Here is a 19630-nt window from a genome sequence, read left to right as displayed (position 1 = left end):
TCCCCGGCGAGGAGGGCGCGGCCTTCGGCCGGGGTGTTGGGGCGGACGGTCATGAAGGCAGCATGGCGCCGCGCCTCAGCCTGGCGAGCCTTGGGGCGCCGCGCGTCCGCGCGCCGCGGCGCCGAGGGCCAGCAACCCGAAGCCCAGCAACGCGATGGTGGCCGGCTCGGGGACCGGGACGAAGGTGAAGTCCAGGGCTACGACGGTGCCATTGGTGTAGCTGAGGCCACCCCAGTCGATGCGGATGTCACTGCCGGTGAAGGCGACCCTGCTGGCATCGAAGCCGGCCATGGTGGTCGTGGCGTTGACGGAAACGCCGGAGATGCCGAGTGGCGCCGTGGCCGTGAACACCGGGCCGTTGAAGGGAACGGAGGCCCAGGTCGGGCCGTCGAGTATCGTCGTGAGGAGAAGCGACAGGGCGCTGGCCGAGAAATTGACGGCGATGCCGGTCACGCCCTCGATGTTGGCCTGGGTTTCAACCCCGCCCCCGACCAGGAAGGTCACCGGCGTCCAGGTGGCCGATCCGTAAATGCTTCCGAGGGTCGGGTACTGATAGGACGCTGTCATCTCGGCGTCGATGAAGGCGGCCCGCGCGGGGACGGTGCCGACCATGACGGCGAGAAGGGCTAGGGCCGAGGTGGTCAGGGCCGCGAATGAAAACTTCATGGAAGACTCTCCCTGCTTGATTCGCTGCCGTTCAGCGCCTCGGCTCTCATAAAGCAATCGGTGTGCCACGGCGCAGGGGAAGAAATTAGCGAGCAACTTGCGTATGTTGTTGAACCCTTCCAACACAGACATTCTCGTGGCGCGCCTGCTGTCACATTTTCCGACTGACGGCGGAGGCCGCGCCTTCCTCGGCTTCGACCCGGCACGGACCCTCGCCTTGTTTCAGCGGCCATACCCGGCTCCCGCCGCGAGAGCGGCGAACTCGGCGGCCAAGACGCTAGAATATGGCCGGCCCCTGGCCGCGGCCTTGATGCCGGGCGCCCCTGAGCACCCTCCGCAGGTCCTCCATTCCACCGCCCGGCACGCCGGGCCAGTCGTTGCTCCTCTCGTAGATGCCCAGCCTCGCATAGGCGGGGACGCCACGCACCCTGAGGGCCAGGAAGAAGGCATCGACGGCCGAGATGCTGGCGCCGAATCCTGCCGCCTCCGTCAGACGGTACCGCGCGGCGACATCGTTGCAGGCGACCATCAGCCGCATGAGAGGGCCGAGCCGCGGATCCAGCGGCGACGGCCGAGGGACAATCGGCGGCGGCATGTTGAGCGTCATGAAGCTCAGCTGCGCCAGGTAGGCCGCGGCTTCCTCCACCAGGGTGACCTCGTTGACCATGTGCAGGTCGTTCATCGCATGGACGCATTCGTGGACCAGCTGTGCCCGATCGCTCAGGTTGAGCGGCGGATTTTTCCGAGGAACCTCGATCGCATTGGTCTTCATGTTGTAGAAGGCGATGTCCTGGTTCTGAGACCCGCTGGGCACCACCGCGATCCGGTCGTTCGCGATCGCGCCGTGAACATCACGGAAGCCGTCGGGGCCGATCATCGTCTGCCCGATGCTGAATTTCAGCCGTTGAAGCGTGGGGTCGTTCAGGGCCGCGAGAACGTCGGTCTTGCCGATGGGCATTCGCCTGCTCCTCCTCGATCGTCGGAGCGCCATGCGCGAGCCTGCGTCTGGCGCCGCCTCACTGAACAGGAGGAGGGGAGAGGCCGGCAAGCAACGTCGCGCCCTGGCGAGTGGAGGTGTAAAGCTCCCCGGCATCGTTGCGCTTCCGGTGCGGATGGCGGCGGCTGGCGGAGGGATGCCAGCGTTTCCCTTGAGATCGGCCTGTATTTCCGGATATGTTACCGGCAACACGTTGAGAACACCCCCATGCCTGCGAAATCCACAGCCAAGCCGCCGTCTGCCGTCGCCGAGCATCGGCGCCGCCTGCGCAGCCGCGGCCTGCAGCGCGTTGAGGTGCAGGTACGCGGCGAGGATGCGCCTCTCGTCCGGGCGGTGGCAGCGGCGCTGGCCGACCCCGACCAGGCCGGCGAGGCGCGGGCCCTCCTCCGTCGCCGCTTTGGGCCGGAGCCGACGCGCAGCCTGAAGGACCTGCTCGCCGCGGCGCCGCTGGACGACATCGATCTCACCCGATCCCGCGATACCGGACGTGCGATCGACCTATGACCTGGCTCGTCGACACCAGCGTCATCTCGGAGATCCGGAAGGGGCCGCGATGCCATGCGAGCGTCGCCTCCTGGTGGGCGGCGGTCGAGGATCGCGACCTGTTCCTCAGCGCGTTGACGCTCGGCGAGGTCCGAAAGGGAATCGAGAGCGTCCGCCCTCGTGATCCGGTGAAGGCGGGAGCGCTGGAGCGCTGGCTTCGCGAAGTGTCCGACGTATTTGGCGCTCGCGTCATCGGCGTGAATCCAGCGGTGGCCGACGCATGGGGGCGGATGTCGGCAGCACGATCCGTCCCGGTCATTGATGCCCTGCTTGCCGCGACAGCGCAGGTCCACGACCTCGTTCTCGTCACGCGCAATACAGCCGATGTCAGTGGGCTCGGCGTGCGGACGTTGAACCCGTTCGACGAGGCGCAGGCGTAGGGCAACCGACCAATGCGGGACCGCGCAACCGATCGGCCGCAAGCGAGGGGACGCCCTGCGACATCAAGAGCGCAGGGCCGACCAAGACGGGTTTTCCTGTCAGGGAGAGCACGTTCCTTCCGTTGTGGAGCGCGAAGGCGCGTGGCGGAGCGGAATTCTGTGGACTGGCGGACAGGGTGGGATTCGAACCCACGGTGGGGTTGCCCCCACGCCGGTTTTCAAGACCGGAGCCTTAAACCGCTCGGCCACCTGTCCCCGTGCCCTGCATGTCGCGAAACAATCGCGGCTGCGCAAGCCCTCAAAGGTTGCGCCGGGTGTTCCGCAGCGTCGGAAGCCCGATCCCGGCCGCCTCGAAGCCGCCATCCACCGCCAGGACCTGCCCGGTGACGTAGCTCGAGGCCTCGCTGCAGAGGAAGAAGATGGCCTCGGCCAGCTCGCCCTCCAGCCCATAGCGGTTGAGCGGGATGGCATCGTGGTAATCCGCGCGGATCTCCGGCGTGTGGACCGCCTTGGCCATGGCCGTGTCGACCGGGCCGGGCGCCACCGCGTTCACCCGGATGCCGAGCCCGGCCAGCTCCACCGCCTGCTGCTTGGTCAGATGGGCCAGCGCCGCCTTGCTCGTCCCATAGGCCACCCGGAGCGTCGAGGCGCGCAGCCCCGAGATGGAGGTGACGTTCACCACCGCGCCGCCGCCCGTCGCGGCCATCAGCGGCGCGGCGGCCTGCACCGCGAGGAAGGGCCCGGTCAGGTTCACGGCCAGCACCCGCGCCCATTCCTCGGGCGTGGTCTCGAGCATGGGCTTGAAGACGGCTGTGCCGGCATTGTTCACCAGCGCGTCGAGCCGGCCGAAATGGTCCGCGGCCCGTCGGATGACGGCGCCGACCTCCGTCGCATCGGCCACGTCGCAACGGAGCGCGAGCGCGTCGCCGGCGAGACCGGCGGCGGCCGCCGTCACGAGCTCCAGGTCGATATCGAGCAGCGCGACGCGCCAGCCCTCGGCCAGGAAGCGCCGCGCGGTGGCGAGGCCGATGCCGCGGCCGGCGCCGGTCACCACCGCGACGCGATCGGTCACGGCCCTATTCGCCGGCGAGCCGCGTCTCCATGCGCGGCACGCCGAGGCGGGTCAGCGCATTCACGTCGGCGGCTCCCGCCAGCCCGATCACGGCATCGGCCAGCTGGGTGGCCTGGGGGGCGCCCAGCACCGCATCCGCCAGGCCGTGGAACTTGGCCCGCAGTTCCGCCTCGGTGAGGAAGTTCGCCGGCTCGCCCTTCGGGATCACCACCTTCTTCGTGAAGACCTGGCCGCGGGCGCGGATCGTCAGCTTGCCCGACATATAGGCCGGGAACTCGGCCTGCACCTCGGGATCCTCCACGCATTCGATCTTCGGCATGAGCGCGCGCAGCTCGGGCGCGTTCATCCTGGGGTAGCTGTCCCAGCCGAAATGCCCGTGCGCCAGCGCGCAGGCGACGACGAAGGGTCCGCTGAACTGGCCGTCCACGACGTTCTGCGGGTTCTGCTTGTAGGCGAGGGGGGCGCCCACCAAAAGCATGCCCTTGTTGGGCAGGCCCATGGTGACCGACTCGATCTCCTCGACCTTGAGGCCGTGCTCGGCCCGGAGCGCCAGCGCCGCGTCCACATTGGCATGGCCGTAGCGGCAAGAGGGATAGGGCTTCACCGCCGTCTCCATCAGCTCGAACTCCTGGCCCAGGCCGCGCACCGCGCGCTCCGGCACGGGGTTGGGCGCATAGGCGCGCAGGAAGCCGGCCTTGCCCTCCAGCGCCTCCCCGGCGCCGCGGAAGGCCTCGCGGGCCAGCAGCGCGGCGGAGAGGCCGGCCATCGCCGCCCAGCCCACCTGGAAGCGCTTCGTCCAGGCGCCGTTCTTGAGGAATTGCAGGCTGCCGGCCGACTGGCTGAGCGCGATGCCGAAGGCGTCCTCGATCTGCGCGGCCGAGAGGCCCATGATCCGCGCCGCCGCGGCAGCGCCGCCGAAGACGCCGCAGGTGGCGGTCGGGTGGTAGCCGCGGTCGTAGTGGTCGCCGCCCGGCAGCGCTACGGCGAGGCGGTTCGTCACCTCGTAGCCGGCCACGATGGCCGCGATCACGTCCTTGCCCGAGGCGCCGGTCAGCTCGGCCGCGGCGAGCGCGGCCGGGATCACCGGCGCCCCTGGGTGCAGCGTGCCGGCGGCATGGGTGTCGTCGAAGTCGAGGCTGTGGGCAAAGGCGCCGTTCAGCAGGGCCGCACCCGCCGGGGACCAGCGGCTCGCCTCGCCCAGGACGGCGTGGTTGCCATGCGCCAGGCCCATGGTCCGGGCGGCGGCCATCAGGGGCGCGCTGCTCTCGGCGTCGTGCCGGCCGCGGACGATGTTGCCGACGAGGTCCAGGATCAGGAAGCGGGTCCGGGTCTCGACCTCGGCCGGCAGGTCCTGGTGACGAATCGCCGCGGCATAGCGCGCGAACTGGGCGGTGACATCGGTCATGGACGCGACCTCCTTGAGGGATTTCCGCTGGGGATTTCGCGCAGTAAACCAGAGCCGTCCGCGTCACGCCAGCATGGCCGCGCCCATTCGCGTTGCAGCGGCGCGCCGGAAGTGCCACTTAGGGCGCCATGTTCACGCGACGTTTCCTGCCAGCCTATGCATCTGCATTGGCGGCGACCCCGGCCTTCGCCCGGAACGCACGCGGGCAGGGGAGCTTCTCCGCCTTCCTGGACGGCGTCCGCACCGAGGCCCGCCGCGCCGGCGTCAGCGCCAACACGCTCAACCGCGCGCTGAACGGCCTCCAGCCGAACGATCGCGTGCTGGAGCTCGACCGCCGCCAGGCCGAGTTCACGCAGACCTGGCCGCAATACCGAGACGCCCGCCTGTCCCAGACCCGGATCGATGCCGGCCGCCGCGCCTTCGCCGAGAACCGCGCCCTCCTGCAGGCCATCGAGGCGCGCTACCGCGTCTCCGCGCGGATCGTGGTCGCCATTTGGGGGATGGAGACGAATTACGGCGGATTCACGGGTAATTTCAACGTGGTTGAAGCGCTGGCCACGCTGGCCTGGGAGGGCCGGCGCGCCACCTTCTTCCGCGCCGAACTGATGGCCGCGCTGCGAATTCTCGACGCCGGCCATGTCCGATTCGAGCGCATGCGCGGCAGCTATGCCGGGGCCATGGGCAATCCCCAGTTCATGCCGACGAGTTTCGAGCGGCTGGCCGTGGACTTCGACGGCGACGGCCGGCGCGACATCTGGGACAACAAGGCCGACGCGCTGGCCTCCATCGCCAATTACCTCGGCCGCTCCGGCCCCGGCTGGCGCGAAGGCGAGATCTGGGGCTTCGAGGTGCTGCTGCCGGCGGGCTTCGACACGACGCTTGCCGATCATCGCCAGACCAGGGCGATGGCCGAATGGGCGCGCATGGGCGTGGCGCGGGCCAGCGGCGGGGGCCTTCCCGGCCATGGCGGCGACTGGGCGGTCGTGATCCCCGGCCTCTCGCGCGGCGACACGCAGGCCTTCATGGTCGGCCAGAACTTCATGCAGATCCGGCGCTACAACCCGTCGAACTTCTACGCGACGGCGGTCGGGCTGCTCTCGGACAGGGTCGCGTGAGGCACGCCTTCCTGGCGGTCCTTCTGCTGGCCGGCTGCGCGCGGACACCGGCCGTCGTGCCGCAGCCGCGCTACGCATTGGGCGAGGGCTATCGCAGCGGCGGGATCTGGTCCTATCCGCGCGAGGAATTCGAGCTCGACGAAAGCGGCATCGCCGCCATCCTTCCCTCGGCCGGGCCGGGACTCACGGCCAATGGCGAGCTGCGCGACAGCCGCGGGATGTTCGCCGCCCACCGCACCCTGCAGCTCCCGGCCATCGTCACCGTCACCCATCTGGAGAACGGCCGCTCGATCCGGCTGCGGGTGAACGATCGCGGCCCGCAGATGGCCGGCCGGGTGATCGGCGTGACGCCCCGCGCCGCCGAACTGCTGGGCGCGCGCGGCCCGTTCCGGGCGCGGGTGGTGATCGACGGACAGGCCTCGCGGGCCGCGATGGAGGGGCTGTCCGGGCAGGACGTGCTGCCAATCCAGGCCGCGCCCGTCGGCCGGGTGGAGCGGGAAGGGCTGGCGCCGCCGACCGGCGCCCGAGGCTCGGCCGGCCCGGCCGCCGCCGCGACGCCGGTGCGCGACGCCGAGGCACCGGCGGCGGCGCGTGAGCCCGAGCGCCTGCCGGAGCAGGTCGTGCAGGGGCCGGTGACCTATGCCGGCTCGATCTGGCTGGAGGCGGGCCGGTTCTTCCGCCGCGACCTCGCTCAGGCCCAGGCCGCCCGCATCGGCGGCCGCGCCGAGCCCTTCGGCCCGCCGGGGCACCAGCAGCAATGGCGCGTCCGTTCAGGCCCATATTCGACCATTCCGGAGGCGGATGCGGCCCTGGCCCGCGCGCTCGCCGCAGGTCAGCCCGACCTGCGGCTTGCGGTGGAATAGCGCCCGGGCGTATGGCCCATCCGTGCCCGTTTCCCAGGGGGATTCCCACATGCTCCGCCGCTCCCTGATCGGGGCTTCCGCCACCCTCGGCCTCGCCGCCCCCGCCGTCGCGCAGCCTCGCCACACGCCCGCGCCCCGTCCGCAGGCCCGTGCCCCCGCCGCGCCGTCCGCGCCTCCGGCCAATTCGCCGATCGGCCCCGTGGAGACGATCGCGCGCAATGTCGTGCTGATCGACTTCGAGACCGGGGCGACGCTGATGAACAAGGGCGGCGACGAGCGCATGCCGCCCGCCTCCATGTCCAAGCTGATGACCATGTATGTGGTCTTCGAGTACATCAGGAATGGCCGGATCCGGGCCGACCAGATGATGCAGGTCAGCGACACGGCCTGGCGCATGGGCGGCTCGCGCATGTTCCTGGACCGCGCCTCCAGCGTCTCCGTCGACGATCTCTCGCGCGGCGTCATCATCCAGTCGGGCAACGACGCCTGCATCACGCTGGCCGAAGGGATCTCCGGCTCGGAGCGCGCCTTCACCGAGGTCATGCAGAACATGGCCCGGGAGATCGGGCTCACCTCCAGCACCTTCCGCAATGCCACCGGCTGGCCCGATCCCGAGCACCGGATGACGCCGCGGGATCTCGCGACGCTCGCCCGGCGGGTGATCCTCGACCATCCGGATTCCTACCGGCTCTACAGCGAGCGCAGCTTCCGCTGGAACAACATCACCCAGGAGAACCGCAACCCGCTGCTCGGCAAGGTGAACGGCGCCGACGGGCTGAAGACCGGGCATACCGAGGAGGCGGGCTACTGCCTGACCGCCAGCGTGAAGCGGGGCGAGAGGCGGCTGATCCTGGTGGTGGGCGGGCTGCCGACCATGCGTGCCCGCGCGGAGGAATCGGAGCGGCTCATCGAATGGGGATTCCGGGAGTTCGACAATGTCGTGCTGTTCCGGGCCGCCGACACCATCGACCAGGTGCCGGTCTATCTTGGTGACCGCCCGACCGTGCCGCTGGTCGGCGGGCGCGAGGTGGTGGCGACGGTCCCGCGCGGCTGGCGCGAGACGCTGCAGGCCAAGGTGCGCTTCGACGCGCCGGTGCCCGCGCCCGTCGTGAAGGGGCAGGAGCTGGGGCGGATCGAGGTGTCCGGCCGCGGCGTGCCGCCGATGACGCTGCCGCTCTACGCCGGGGCGGATGTGGAGCGGCTGGGCGTGGTGGCGCGGATTCCGGCGGTGATCTCGCGCATGATCGGCGGCGGGACTTGATTCCTCGCTTCATCAGCTTCGAGGGCGGCGAGGGCGCAGGTAAATCTACCCAGGTTAGAATTCTTAGCTCTGCCTTAGCGTCACTAGGGCATCCGGTCCTAAGAACCCGGGAGCCCGGAGGATCCGCCGGTGCCGAGGCCGTGCGCGGATTGCTGCTCTCCCGCCCCTGGGATCCGCTTGCCGAGATGGCCCTGCACTTCGCCGCCCGCCGCGAGCACTGGGCCCGCAGCCTCCGGCCCAGCCTCGATGCCGGGAGCTGGGTGGTCTGCGACCGCTTCTTCGACAGCACGCTCGCCTATCAGGTGGGTGGGCAGGGCGCCCCCCGGGAGGTCTGGACGCAGCTGCGCGCCACGCTGCTGGGCGACGTCGCGCCCGACCTGACCCTGCTGCTGGACCTGCCCGTCGAGGCCGGGCTGGCCCGGGCCGGCGCGCGGGGCGAAACCAACCGCTACGAGACGCTCGGGCCGGAGTTCCATGCCCGCGTCAGGCAGACATTCCTGCGGCAGGCGGAGGCCGAGCCGGCCCGCTTCGCGGTGATCGACGCCACGCAGCCGCGGGAGGTCGTGAGCGCGGCCATCCTGGCCGTCTGCCGCGAGAGGCTGGGCCTGTCGTGACGCCGCCGCCGCCCCGCGCCAATCCTACCCTCTTCGGCCATGCTGAGGCCGCCGCCGGCCTCGCGGCCGCTGCGCGCTCCGGTCGTCTGGCGCATGCCTGGCTCTTCACCGGCCCGCCCGGGATCGGCAAGGCGACGCTGGCCTATCGCTTCGCCCGCTGGCTGCTCGCGGGGCAGCCGCGCGAGGCGGAAGGCGCGCCGCCGCTGCAGCTTCCGGACAACGATCCTATCCTGCGCCGGGTGGCCGCAGGCAGCCATGCGGACCTCATGGTGCTGGAGCCGCAGCAGGAGCCGGGCAAGCGTCACATCATCAAGGTGGAGGAGGCCCGGGCCGCGCGCACCTTCCTCAACTTCACGGCGGCCGAGGGTGGCTGGCGCGTCGTGGTGATGGACGAGGTGGAGGCCATGGAAGCGGCCTCGGCCAATACGATCCTGAAGACCCTCGAGGAGCCGCCGCCGCGGACCGTGCTGCTGCTGGTCACTTCCGCGCCCGGCCGGCTGCTGCCCACCATCCGCAGCCGCTGCCGCCGGTTGGAGCTCGTCGGGCTCGAACGGCCGGTGATGGACACGCTCCTGGCCGACTGGCTGCCCGAGATGCCGCGCGGCGAGCGCGACGCCCTGGCCGTCCTGGCCGAGGGCTCGCCGGGGCGGGCGCTGGAGCTGGCGGCGGGCGAGGGGGTGGAGCTGGCCCGCCTGGCCGAGGCGACGCTGAAGAACCTGCCCGGCGCCCAGGGCGCCTATGCCCTCGCGGACCGCATCGGCGGCCGGGAGGCGGCGCTGGCCTTCCCGGCCTTCTTCAACCTGCTGCTGCGCTACCTCTCCCAGGCCCTCCGCGAGGCCGCGCGGGGCGGCGCCGCGCCCGGCTGGCTCGCCGCCCGGCCGCTGGCCGGCTGGGTCGAGGCCTCGGCAGCCGTGCGGAAGCTGGTCCAGGACACCGAGCGCCTGTCGCTCGATCGCCGGCAGGCCGTGCTGGTCGCAATGGACACCTTGCGAGGGCGCTAGAGGCAGCCCATAGGTCGGATCATGCCGATCTACCTCACCACGCCCATCTATTACGTGAACGACAAGCCGCATATCGGCCACGCCTATACGAGCCTGGCGACCGATGTGCTCGCCCGCTGGCACCGGCTGGCCGGCCGCGAGGTCTATTTCCTCACCGGCACGGACGAGCACGGCCAGAAGGTGGAGAAGGCCGCGCAGGATGCCGGCGAGGATCCGCGGGCCTTCACCGACCGCGTGAGCCAGGCCTTTCGCGACCTCACGGTCACCATGGGCTTCTCCAACGACGCCTTCATCCGCACGACGGAGAAGCGGCATTACGAAGCCTGCCAGGCGCTGTGGAAGCGGTTGGAGGAGCGCGGCCACATCTATCTCGGCGCCTACGAGGGCTGGTACGCCGTCCGCGACGAGGCCTTCTACGGCCCGGACGAGCTTACCGAGCGCGACGGCGTGAAATACGCGCCGTCCGGCGCGCCGGTCGAGTGGGTGAGGGAGCCTTCCTACTTCTTCAAGCTCTCCGAATGGGGCGACAAGCTCCTGGAATTCTACGAAGCCAATCCCGATTTCATCGCGCCGCAGAGCCGCCGGAACGAGGTGATCAGCTTCGTGAAGTCCGGCCTGTCGGACCTCTCCATTTCGCGCACCTCCTTCAAATGGGGCGTGCCGGTGCCGGGCGACGACGCGCATGTGATGTACGTCTGGCTGGATGCGCTGACGAACTACATCACCGCGCTGGGCTATCCCGACCCGAAGGCGGAGAACTGGCGCTTCTGGCCGGCCAATGTGCATGTCGTCGGCAAGGACATCCTGCGTTTCCACGCCATCTACTGGCCGGCCTTCCTCATGGCGGCCGACCTCCTGCCGCCGGCGCGCATCTTCGCCCATGGCTGGTGGACCAATGAGGGGCAGAAGATCAGCAAGTCCCTGGGGAATGTGATTGATCCGGTCGCGCTGGTGGAGGAGTTCGGCCTGGACCCGATCCGCTACTTCCTGCTCCGCGAGGTGCCCTTCGGGCAGGATGGCGACTTCTCCCGTTCGGCCCTGGTCAACCGGCTCAATGGGGAGCTGGCGGATGTGCTGGGCAACCTCGCCAATCGCACGCTCTCCCTGATCCAGCGGAACTGCGAAGGCAAGCTGCCCTCGCTGCCGCCGGTCCGCGACATGGACACGACATTGCTGGCGCCGCTCGACACGCTCGTAGAGTCGGTTGACAAGCTGCTGGAATCACAGGAATATCATATCGCCCTGGAAGAGGTCTTCCGGCAGGTCCGCGGCGCCAATGGCTATATCACCGTCCAGGCGCCCTGGGCCCTGAAGAAGACCGATCCCACTCGCATGATGGAGGTGCTGCGCCACCTGCACACCGCCTTGCGCGCCTATGCGACGGTGCTACAGCCCTTCATGCCCGCCACCATGGCCGCGCTGCTCGACCAGCTCGGCGTCCCGGCCGGCTCCCGCGACCTCGCCGCGCTCGCCACGCCGCTGCCCGACGGCATCGACCTGCCGCCGCCGTCGCCGCTCTTCCGCAAGATTGAGATCGCCGCGTGATCGTCGATAGCCACTGCCATCTCGACTATTTCTCCGACGCCGAAGTCGAGGAGATCCTCAAGCGAGCGGCCGAGGCCGGCGTCGAGCGGATGGTCACCATCGGCACCTCCGTGCCGCAGGCCGAGGCGGTGGTCCGGCTGGTGGACCGCTTCCCGCAGGTCTGGGGCACGGTCGGCGTCCATCCGCACCGCGCGGCCGAGGGCACCATGCCGAGCGTCGAGGAGCTGGTGGCGCTGGCCCGGCACCCGAAGGTCATCGGCATCGGCGAGAGCGGGCTCGATTATTTCTACGACAAGTCGCCGCGCGACGTGCAGCAGGAAGGCTTTCGCCGCCACTGCCGCGCGGCCCGCGAGGCCGGCCTGCCGCTGGCCATCCATGCCCGCGACGCCGACACCGACATCGCGCGGATCCTGGCCGAGGAGCGGGCAGGGGGCGCCTTCCCCTTTCTCCTGCACTGCTTCAGCTCCTCCGCCTGGCTGGCCGACCGGGCCGTCGAGATGGGTGGCTATATCTCCTTCTCGGGCATCCTGACCTTTCCGAGGTCCACGGAGCTGCGCGAGGTCGCGGCCCGGCTGCCGGAGGACCGGCTGCTGCTGGAGACGGATTCGCCCTATCTCGCGCCCGTGCCGCTGCGCGGCAAGCGCTGCGAGCCGGCCTATACCGCCCATACGGCCAAGGTCCTGGCCGAATGCCGCGGCGTGAGCCTCGAGCGCATTAGCGAGATCACCACCGCGAACTTCCACCGTCTGTTCGCCAAGGCGGCATGACGCTGCGGATCACGCTGCTGGGCACCGGTCCGTCCCAGGGCGTTCCGGCGGTCGGGGGAGCGGATGGCAGCGGAAACTGGGGCCAGTGCGACCCCGCCGAGCCGCGCAACCGCCGCCGGCGGACCTCGGCCCTGATCGAGGCGGAGGACGGCACGCGGCTGCTGATCGATGCCGGGCCGGACCTGCGGATGCAGCTCCTGGACAACCGGATCGCCGGCTTCGATGCGGTGCTGCTGACGCACGCCCATGCCGACCACATCGCCGGGATCGACGAATTGCGGGGGGTGAACCGCTCCACGGGCCGCATCCTGCCGGTCTTCGCGTCCGAAACGACCCTCCGCGAGGTGCGGGAGCGCTTCGGCTATGCCTTCCGGCCCGCCACCCAGGGCTTCTTCCGGCCGGCGCTTGAGGGCCAGGCCGTGGCGGCCGGGGAGACGGTCCGGATCGGCCCCATGGCCGTCGAGCTCCTCGACCAGGACCATGTGGTGATGCGGACGCTGGGCCTGCGGATCGGCGGCTTCGCCTATACGACCGACGTGCTGCGTTTTCCGCCCGAGACCTTCGAGCGGCTGCGCGGCCTCGACACCTGGGTCGTGGGCTGCATGACGACCGGCACGAACCCGGTGCATGCCAATCTCGACGAGGTGCTCGACTGGGTCGCCGAGCTGCGGCCGCGCCGGACGATCCTGACGCATCAGGGCGACACCATGGATTTCGGCAAGGTCTCGGTACGTCTGCCGGCCGGGGTGGAGATGGGCGTCGACGGCCTCGTCCTGGAGGCGCCGGCCTGATCGGAAGCCTGAATCCACAGGCTTTTCCCCATGTCGATTATTTCCATAATAAATCTTATGCGGTAACTATGCCTGTGGACAACCGGAGAAGCCCGCCTTGGACAAAGTGACCGACGCCCCCTCGATCGATGCCCTCCTCGCGGTCATGGCCCGCCTGCGCGACAAGGACACGGGATGCCCCTGGGACATCGCCCAGGATTTCGCGACGATCGCGCCCTATACGGTGGAGGAAGCCTATGAGGTCGCGGATGCCATCCGCCGCGGCCCGGAGCCCGCGATGCTGATGGACGAACTGGGCGACCTGCTGCTCCAGACCGTCTATCACGCCCGCATGGCCGAGGAGCGCGGCTGGTTCCGCTTCGAGGACGTGGCGGCCGCCATCACGGCCAAGATGATTCGGCGGCACCCCCATGTCTTCGGCGAGGCCGATTCCGCCACGGCCACGGAAGATCTCTGGGAGCAGCGCAAGGATGCCGAGCGCGCCGCCCGGGCCGAGACCGGCGTCCTGGCCGGGATCGCGACCGGCCTGCCGGCCCTCACCCGCGCCGCCAAGATCACCCGCCGCGCCGCCCGGGTCGGCTTCGACTGGCCGGATGCGGCGGCCGTGCTGGACAAGCTGGAGGAAGAGGCCACCGAGCTCCGGGCCGAGCTGCCGCGGGCGGATCGTGCACGGCTGGCCGACGAGGTCGGCGACCTGCTCTTCGTCCTGGCCAACCTGGCCCGGAAGCTCGACCTGGATCCCGAGACCTGCCTCGACGGCGCCAACCGGAAGTTCGAGCGTCGCTTCGGGGCCGTCGAGGCGTCCCTGGCCGCCGAGGGCCTGACACCGGCCGACGCCACGCTGGACGCGATGGAGGAGGCCTGGCGCGAGGCAAAACGCCAGGGCTTGTAAACCTAGGCTATTTCGCCTATATAGAAAATAATCCTAGATACGAGGCAACGGGATAAATTCCTTGTCGTCGCCCGGCACCTTGCCGAAGCGGCCGGCCTCCCAGTCGTCCTTCGCCTGGTTGATCCGCTCCCGGCTGGAGGAGACGAAGTTCCAGAAGATGTGCCGCGGCCCGTCCATGACGGCGCCGCCCAGCAGCAGGAGCCGGGCCCCCGGCCCAGCCCCCTGGCCGGCCTCCTCGACGGCCCGGATCGCCAGCGCGTCGCCCTGGCGAAAAACCAGCATCCGCCCGGCCTCGAAGCGCTGGCCCGCGACCTCCACGGCGCCGGAGACCACATAGGCGCCGCGCTCCTCATGCACGTCCGGCAGCGGCAAGGCGGCGCCCGGCGCCAGTTCCACGTCGGCATAGAAGAGCGGCCAATGGGTCTCGACCGGCGCCCGCGCGCCCCAGGCCTCGCCGGCGACCAGCCGGACGCGCGCCCCGCAATCCTCCAGGATGGGCAGAGCCTCGGCCGGATAGTGGGTGAAGGCGGGCGGCGTCTCCTCGCGATCCCGGGGCAGCGCCGCCCAGGACTGGATGCCGAAGAGCTTGTTGGAATGGCCGCGCAGCGCCGGGTCGGTCCGCTCGGAATGGGCGATCCCCTGTCCGGCCGTCATCCAGTTCAGCGCGCCCGGCCGGATCGGCTGGGAGCTGCCCAGGGTGTCGCGATGATAAACCTCGCCCTCGAAGAGGTAGGTTACGGTGGAGAGACCGATATGCGGATGCGGCCGCACGTCGAGTCCCTTGCCTGTCAGGAACTCCCCGGGCCCCATCTGGTCGAAGAAGATGAAGGGGCCGATCATCTGCCGCTCCTTGGTCGGGAGCGCGCGGCGGACCTCGAAGCCGCCCACGTCATGGGCGCGCGGCAGGATCAGGGTCTCGATCGAGGGCGGGAGGGGTGCGTTGTCCATGCCCCCAGCATGGGAAGCCGCGCCGCGGAAATCCAGTGACGGATTACCTGGGCGGATTGCTCCCCTCTTGGCCCGGCCAGGTCCCGCCGAAGGAGGGGCGGTCCTTCGCCGGCCAGAGGGCCGCGCCGTAGCCGGCCGCCTCGGGGATGCGCAGGTTGGTGCCGCCGGCGCCATCCGGCTCGGGCCGGGGCATCACGGTCACGACCGGCGTCGCCCGGGCCGCCGCGATCGCCTCGCCCGCGGTCGCGTGGCGCGAGAGACGAAGAAGGTTCAGCCGCGTCGGGAAGACCAGCGTGCGGCGGCCGGCCTCGGCCTCCTCGATGACCTGCGCTGGGCGCATCCAGACGGCCTCCTCGGTCTCGCTGCCGTCATGCACGGGCTCCTGCCCCTCGGGCGCCTCGGCCAGGAAGAAATGGGTGTCGAAGCGCTTGGGGCTCTGCTCCGGCGTGACCCAATGGGCGAAATGGGTCAGCGCGGCATGGTCGGGCGCCACGCCCTTCTCGCGAAGATGCGCGTGGAACTCGCTCTCGCCGGTGGCGGCCGGGCCCGAGGGGCGGGCCAGCAGCATGCCGGTCTCCTCCCAGGCCTCGCGGATCGCGCCGATGCGGAAGGCCCCGAGCGGATCGCCCTCCGGGGCCAGCAGCGCATCCGCCTCGTCGACGCGCCCGCCCGGGAAGGCCATCGCTCCGCCGGCGAAGTTCATCGCCTTGGCCCGGCAGATCATCAGCACTTCCAGCCCCCCCTCGTGTCCATGGGGGGCGCCGTCGCGCAGGAGGAGGATGGCGGCGGCGGGGCGGGGCGTGACGGGGATGCTCATGGCGCGCAGTGAAGCCCAGCGCGCGAGTCCCGGCTACTCCGAGCGGATGTTTCCTTCCCGGATGATCGGCGCCCAGGTGTCGTGGTCGCGGCGAATGAAGTCGGAGAACTCCTCCGGCGTGCCGCCCACGATGCGGCCGGCCTGCTGGCGATAGACCGCCTCCGCCACCTCCGGCATGGCCGCGATCTTGCCGAAGACCTCGTTGATCCGCAGCACCAGGCCGCGCTCCATCCCCGCCGGCGCCACGATCCCGTGCCAGACCGAGGTGTCGAAGCCCGGCAGGTCCCGCGCGACCGGCGGCACGCCCGGCAGCAGCGGTGTCCCGTCCGGCCAGCTGACCGCGACCGCCCTCGCCCTTCCGTCCCGGACCATGTTCAGCGCCGAGGAGACGGTCGGGAAGCCGAACTGCGCGTCGCCGCGCACCAGCGCGGTCACCATCTCGGCGCCCGAGCGGTAGGGCACATGGACCATGCGGATGCCGGCCCGCTTCAGGAAGAGCTCCATGAAGAGATGGCTGCCATTGCCGTTGCCGGCGGAGGAGAAGGTGAAGCCCTCCGGCCGCGCCTTCGCCGCGGCGATGATGTCCGGCACGGTGCGATGGGGCACGTCCGGATGGGCGATCAGCCCGCCCGGAAGCTTCACGAGATGGATGATGGGCGTGAAGGCGGTCATCGGGTCGTAGCTCAGCCCCGGATTCATCTCCTTCGCGATGCAGTTGGCGCCCACATCGGCCATCATGAGGGTCAGCCCATCGGGCCGCTGCTGGGCGGTATAGGCCCCGGCGATGGCGCCGCCCGCGCCCGGGCGGTTCTCCACCACGAGGGTCTGCCCGTTGGCATGCTCGGCGAAGCGCGCGGCGACGGTGCGGCTCAGCGTGTCGATGGCGCCGCCCGCGCCGAAGGGCACGATCAGGCGGATGGCCCGGTCGGGCCAGGGGCTCTGCGCGAAAGCGGGCGCGGCAAGGAGCGCGGCCCCTCCGGCAAGCAGGCCGCGGCGCGTCAATGGGCTGGACATCATGGAGCTTCTCCCGAAAGCCTCGTTGTGTTCTTGCAACCGGCTTTGCCCTGCCCGGGCTCCGGGTGCAAGGTTCGGATGCGCGGCCGCCGCGCGCCCGGAGAGGATTCGCCGTGACCTGGTCCCTGCTCGCCCATGAGCCCGAAACGGGCAGCTTCGCCGTGGCGGTGACCACCTGCGCCCTGGCGGTGGGCGCCTCCTGCCCCTTCGTGCGGACGGGGGTGGGCGCGGTCTCCACCCAGTCGATCACCAACCGCTATCTCGGGCCGGCCGTGCTGGACGCCATGGCGCGCGGCCTCTCGCCGACGGCCGCCATCGAGGGCGCGCTGGTGGGCGACGAGGGCAGGCACCTGCGGCAGGTCCACGCGATCGACAGCCATGGCCGCAGCGCGGCCTGGACGGGAAAGAACTGCGTGGAGTGGTGCAGCTCCCGCTCGGGCACGGGGTGGTCGGTGGCGGGGAACATGCTGTTAGGCGAGGAGGTGATCGCCGACACGGTGGCGAGCTTCATCGCGCGTCAGGACCTGGCGCTGCCCGATCGGATGCTCAATGCGCTGCAGGCCGGCGAGGGTGCGGGAGGCGACAAGCGCGGGCGGCAGTCGGCGGCGCTGAAGCTCGTGACCACCGAGGATTTCCCCGACATCGACCTGCGCGTGGACGACCACGCCGCGCCGCTGGACGAGCTGCAGCGGCTGCTGAAGCTCTGGCGGGTCGGGCGGGCGCCGGGGTTGCGGCTGGCCCCGCGCCGGGCCAATCCCTCGGGCAGCACGGATCTGGATGCGATGGAGGCGGCCTGGCGCCGCCAGGGCCTGGACCTGAAGTTCCGCCGCTAGGCACGAAGCTGCGGCGTGTTGCGCACCCGATAGGGCTTGATGGCGCGGATGCCGCCCGCTTCGCCGGGCCCCGCCCAGCGGAGATCCCGGGTCGGGGAAGCCGGCCTGGAAGCCGATGACCACGAGGCCCGGCTTCTCGCCGAAGCCGATCTCGTCGCCCCATGGCCGCGCGTCGCGTGGATGTCCTGTTCCATGAACCCTTCCCCGACGCCGCCTCGCCCGGAGAGTTGCAACATCCGGGTCCGATGCGCGCGGCCGTACTTCACGGCGCAAGGCGGGGGTGAGACGCTGCGCGCTTCCCTGGCCAGGAGATGCCCGTGAGTGAATACGTGTCAGATGCCGGGCGCCTGCGCGACCTCGCCGCCGCGATGCGCTCCGGCGAGCTCACCTCCGAGGCGCTGGTGCGGCGCTGCCTGGATCGGATCGCGGCCGTCGACGGGGCCGTACAGGCCTGGGTCCATGTGCTGGTGGACGAGGCGCTCGCCGCGGCCCGCGCGCTGGACGCCGAGGGCGCGCGGCGCGGCCCCCTGCACGGCATCCCCCTCGCGGTGAAGGACGTGATCGACGTCCGCGGCCTGCCCACCCGAGCCTTCAGCCCCTCGCGCGCCGGGCTGCCGCCGGCCACGGCGGATGCGACGGTGGTGGCGCATCTGCGGGCGGCCGGCGCCGTCGTGCTGGGCAAGGTGCACACGACGGAATATGCCTACTTCTCCCCTGCCCCGCCGACGCGCAATCCCTGGGACCTGCGGCGCACGCCGGGCGGCTCCTCGGCCGGATCGGGGGCGGCCATCGCCGCGGGCACGGTGCCGCTGGCGCTGGGCACGCAGACGGCGGGCAGCGTGAACCGGCCGGCGGCCTATACCGGCACCTGCGCCTTCAAGCCCTCGACGCTGGCGATCGGTGGCGTCGGCATCGTGCCGCTGGCGCCCTCCTTCGACACGGTCGGCGCCTTCGGCGCCTCGGCGCAGGATGCGGCGCTGCTGGCGGCGGGCTATGCGGCCGCGCATCTGCGGCTGGGCGAGGCGACGGCGCCGCCGCCGCGCATCCTGGTGCTGGAGGACGCGCTGATCGCGCGGCTGACGCAGCCCGGCACGGCGGCGCAGCTCGCGGGCTTCGCCGAGAGGCTGCGCGGGGCGGGGCTGCGGGTCAGCCGCGCCGGATCGCCGGTCTCGCTAGAGGCGGTGCTGCTCACCCATCGCCGCGTGCTGCTGGCCGAGGCCGGGCGCACCCACGCGCGCCTGCCGAAGGAGCTGATTTCTCCCCGGCTGGCGGCCGATATCGAGGAGGGACTGGCCATTCCGGAAGAAGCGTATCACGCGGCGCTGCGCGAGCTCGGGCGGTTCCGGCAGGACTTCTGGCGCGGCGTCGGGCCGGACGACCTGCTGCTGCTGCCGGCGGCGCCTGATGTGGCGCCAATGGACGGGACGACGGGCGACCCGTCCTTCGTGATCCCCTTCACGGCGCTCGGCGGGCCGGTCGCCACGCTGCGGGCCGGGTTGGAGGCGGAGAGCGGGATGCCGGTGGGGGCCCTGCTCTGCGCGGCGCCCGGGGGCGATGCGCGGCTGGGCGCCTTCCTGTGCTCGGAGCTGGCGACCCAGCTGGACCTTTGACGCGGCCCTGCCCGCTCCTGCTGTCCCGGGCGGGGATGCCCGCGTGACGAAGCGGCTGCCTTAGCGGCGCTTCTTCTTCTCGGCGATGCGGGCGTCGCGCTCGGCCTTCTGGGCCGCGAGCATGGCCGCGGTGCGGCGACGGGCCTCCTGCGCGGCATTGGCCGCGGCGGCCAGGGCGGCGGCCTTCTTCGCGGCCTCCTCGGCGGCCTTCTCGGCGGCGAGGGCGGCGGCCTTCTCCGCGGCGCGCTGGGCCGCGGCGGCCTCGCGCTGGCGGCGGGCCTCGCCCTGGGCCTTCTGGGCCTCGAGCCGGGCGATCACCTCGGGGGCATCGGCCGGCGGCCGGGCCTTGAATCGCTCGAGGAGCTTCTGGCGCGCGGCAGCGGCGTCCGTGCGGCGTTCGTCGAATGTGTCTTTGCGGGCAGCCATGCGGCGCCTCCTAGCAAAGCTTTTGGCGGGTTGGGAGAGGGCGGAAATGCATGGCGTCTCTTGACGCGGA

The 19630-nt window shown here is 71.0% G+C and carries 21 protein-coding genes and 1 tRNA gene; 13 read left to right on the top strand and 9 right to left on the bottom strand.

The window, feature by feature from the left end:
- Positions 1–75: 75 nt before the first annotated feature.
- Both EJV46_RS04185 and EJV46_RS04180 read right to left on the bottom strand, forming a co-directional pair.
- A complete protein-coding gene (locus EJV46_RS04185) occupies positions 76–666 on the bottom strand; it encodes a PEP-CTERM sorting domain-containing protein (protein WP_165585332.1) in 591 nt (196 codons plus the stop codon).
- Positions 667–943: 277 nt separating this feature from the next.
- Entirely contained in the window at positions 944–1624 is a 681-nt protein-coding gene (locus EJV46_RS04180; RefSeq protein WP_131547326.1) for a hypothetical protein, read from the bottom strand.
- A 246-nt stretch (positions 1625–1870) separates the two neighbouring features.
- Between EJV46_RS04180 and EJV46_RS04175 the strand changes: the two genes are divergently transcribed.
- Positions 1871–2167, top strand: a complete 297-nt coding sequence (locus EJV46_RS04175; RefSeq protein ID WP_131547325.1) for a hypothetical protein — start codon at positions 1871–1873, stop codon at positions 2165–2167.
- Positions 2164–2586: a type II toxin-antitoxin system VapC family toxin gene (locus EJV46_RS04170; protein ID WP_131547324.1), complete on the top strand. Its 423-nt coding sequence runs from the start codon at positions 2164–2166 to the stop codon at positions 2584–2586. The genes EJV46_RS04175 and EJV46_RS04170 overlap by 4 nt, the downstream gene beginning before the upstream one ends.
- Before the next feature lie 165 nt (positions 2587–2751).
- Here the strand turns inward: EJV46_RS04170 and EJV46_RS04165 are convergent.
- The 3 genes from EJV46_RS04165 to EJV46_RS04155 form a co-directional block, all read right to left on the bottom strand.
- Positions 2752–2841: transfer RNA gene (locus EJV46_RS04165), tRNA-Ser, on the bottom strand.
- Between the two features lie 43 nt (positions 2842–2884).
- Positions 2885–3658, bottom strand: coding sequence for an SDR family NAD(P)-dependent oxidoreductase (locus tag EJV46_RS04160; RefSeq protein ID WP_131547323.1), 774 nt, complete (start codon positions 3656–3658; stop codon positions 2885–2887).
- Between the two features lie 4 nt (positions 3659–3662).
- Positions 3663–5063: an MmgE/PrpD family protein gene (locus EJV46_RS04155; RefSeq protein WP_131547322.1), complete on the bottom strand. Its 1401-nt coding sequence runs from the start codon at positions 5061–5063 to the stop codon at positions 3663–3665.
- 167 nt (positions 5064–5230) lie between these two features.
- Between EJV46_RS04155 and EJV46_RS04150 the strand changes: the two genes are divergently transcribed.
- From EJV46_RS04150 to mazG, 9 genes are all read left to right on the top strand, one after another.
- Positions 5231–6178 (top strand): lytic transglycosylase domain-containing protein, encoded by a 948-nt coding sequence (locus EJV46_RS04150; protein WP_240782392.1) that lies wholly within the window; start codon positions 5231–5233, stop codon positions 6176–6178.
- Complete coding sequence (locus EJV46_RS04145) at positions 6175–7041, top strand: RlpA-like double-psi beta-barrel domain-containing protein (RefSeq protein ID WP_131547320.1); 867 nt, start codon at positions 6175–6177, stop codon at positions 7039–7041. Before EJV46_RS04150 ends, EJV46_RS04145 begins: the two co-directional genes overlap by 4 nt.
- A gap of 49 nt (positions 7042–7090) precedes the next feature.
- On the top strand, positions 7091–8302 hold the full coding sequence (locus EJV46_RS04140; RefSeq protein WP_131547319.1) for a D-alanyl-D-alanine carboxypeptidase family protein: 1212 nt from the start codon (positions 7091–7093) through the stop codon (positions 8300–8302).
- A complete protein-coding gene (tmk, locus tag EJV46_RS04135; protein WP_206020697.1) occupies positions 8299–8916 on the top strand; it encodes a dTMP kinase in 618 nt (205 codons plus the stop codon). Before EJV46_RS04140 ends, tmk begins: the two co-directional genes overlap by 4 nt.
- Complete coding sequence (locus tag EJV46_RS04130; protein ID WP_131547318.1) at positions 8913–9917, top strand: DNA polymerase III subunit delta'; 1005 nt, start codon at positions 8913–8915, stop codon at positions 9915–9917. The genes tmk and EJV46_RS04130 overlap by 4 nt, the downstream gene beginning before the upstream one ends.
- 21 nt (positions 9918–9938) lie before the next feature.
- Positions 9939–11462: a methionine--tRNA ligase gene (metG, locus tag EJV46_RS04125; RefSeq protein ID WP_131547317.1), complete on the top strand. Its 1524-nt coding sequence runs from the start codon at positions 9939–9941 to the stop codon at positions 11460–11462.
- Positions 11459–12229: a TatD family hydrolase gene (locus EJV46_RS04120; protein WP_131547316.1), complete on the top strand. Its 771-nt coding sequence runs from the start codon at positions 11459–11461 to the stop codon at positions 12227–12229. The genes metG and EJV46_RS04120 overlap by 4 nt, the downstream gene beginning before the upstream one ends.
- Entirely contained in the window at positions 12226–13020 is a 795-nt protein-coding gene (locus EJV46_RS04115) for an MBL fold metallo-hydrolase (RefSeq protein ID WP_131547315.1), read from the top strand. The genes EJV46_RS04120 and EJV46_RS04115 overlap by 4 nt, the downstream gene beginning before the upstream one ends.
- A 106-nt stretch (positions 13021–13126) precedes the next feature.
- Entirely contained in the window at positions 13127–13912 is a 786-nt protein-coding gene (mazG, locus tag EJV46_RS04110) for a nucleoside triphosphate pyrophosphohydrolase (protein WP_131548022.1), read from the top strand.
- Positions 13913–13945: 33 nt separating this feature from the next.
- On the opposite strand, the gene EJV46_RS04105 is transcribed toward mazG, so the two are convergent.
- The 3 genes from EJV46_RS04105 to EJV46_RS04095 are packed head-to-tail and all read right to left on the bottom strand — an operon-like array spanning position 13946 to position 16691.
- Positions 13946–14860: a pirin family protein gene (locus EJV46_RS04105; RefSeq protein ID WP_131547314.1), complete on the bottom strand. Its 915-nt coding sequence runs from the start codon at positions 14858–14860 to the stop codon at positions 13946–13948.
- A 43-nt stretch (positions 14861–14903) separates the two neighbouring features.
- The gene (locus EJV46_RS04100; RefSeq protein WP_131547313.1) at positions 14904–15677 is read right to left on the bottom strand and encodes an NUDIX domain-containing protein; all 774 of its coding nucleotides are present in this window, start codon (positions 15675–15677) and stop codon (positions 14904–14906) included.
- Between the two features lie 33 nt (positions 15678–15710).
- Positions 15711–16691, bottom strand: coding sequence for a tripartite tricarboxylate transporter substrate binding protein (locus EJV46_RS04095; protein WP_240782391.1), 981 nt, complete (start codon positions 16689–16691; stop codon positions 15711–15713).
- 113 nt (positions 16692–16804) lie between these two features.
- On the opposite strand from EJV46_RS04095, the gene EJV46_RS04090 reads away from it, so the two are divergent.
- Together EJV46_RS04090 and EJV46_RS04085 are read left to right on the top strand one after the other, a co-directional pair.
- Positions 16805–17524, top strand: coding sequence for a DUF1028 domain-containing protein (locus tag EJV46_RS04090; RefSeq protein ID WP_131547312.1), 720 nt, complete (start codon positions 16805–16807; stop codon positions 17522–17524).
- 317 nt (positions 17525–17841) lie between these two features.
- Positions 17842–19134 (top strand): amidase, encoded by a 1293-nt coding sequence (locus EJV46_RS04085; protein WP_165585331.1) that lies wholly within the window; start codon positions 17842–17844, stop codon positions 19132–19134.
- 60 nt (positions 19135–19194) lie between these two features.
- Here EJV46_RS04085 and EJV46_RS04080 read toward each other — a convergent pair whose 3' ends face one another.
- On the bottom strand, positions 19195–19560 hold the full coding sequence (locus tag EJV46_RS04080) for a DUF6481 family protein (protein ID WP_131547310.1): 366 nt from the start codon (positions 19558–19560) through the stop codon (positions 19195–19197).
- Positions 19561–19630: the final 70 nt, after the last annotated feature.

The sequence above is a fragment of the Roseococcus sp. SYP-B2431 genome (assembly GCF_004336745.1).
In the GTDB taxonomy this organism is placed as follows: domain Bacteria; phylum Pseudomonadota; class Alphaproteobacteria; order Acetobacterales; family Acetobacteraceae; genus Roseococcus.
This window is presented reverse-complemented; position numbering and strand designations above follow the sequence as displayed.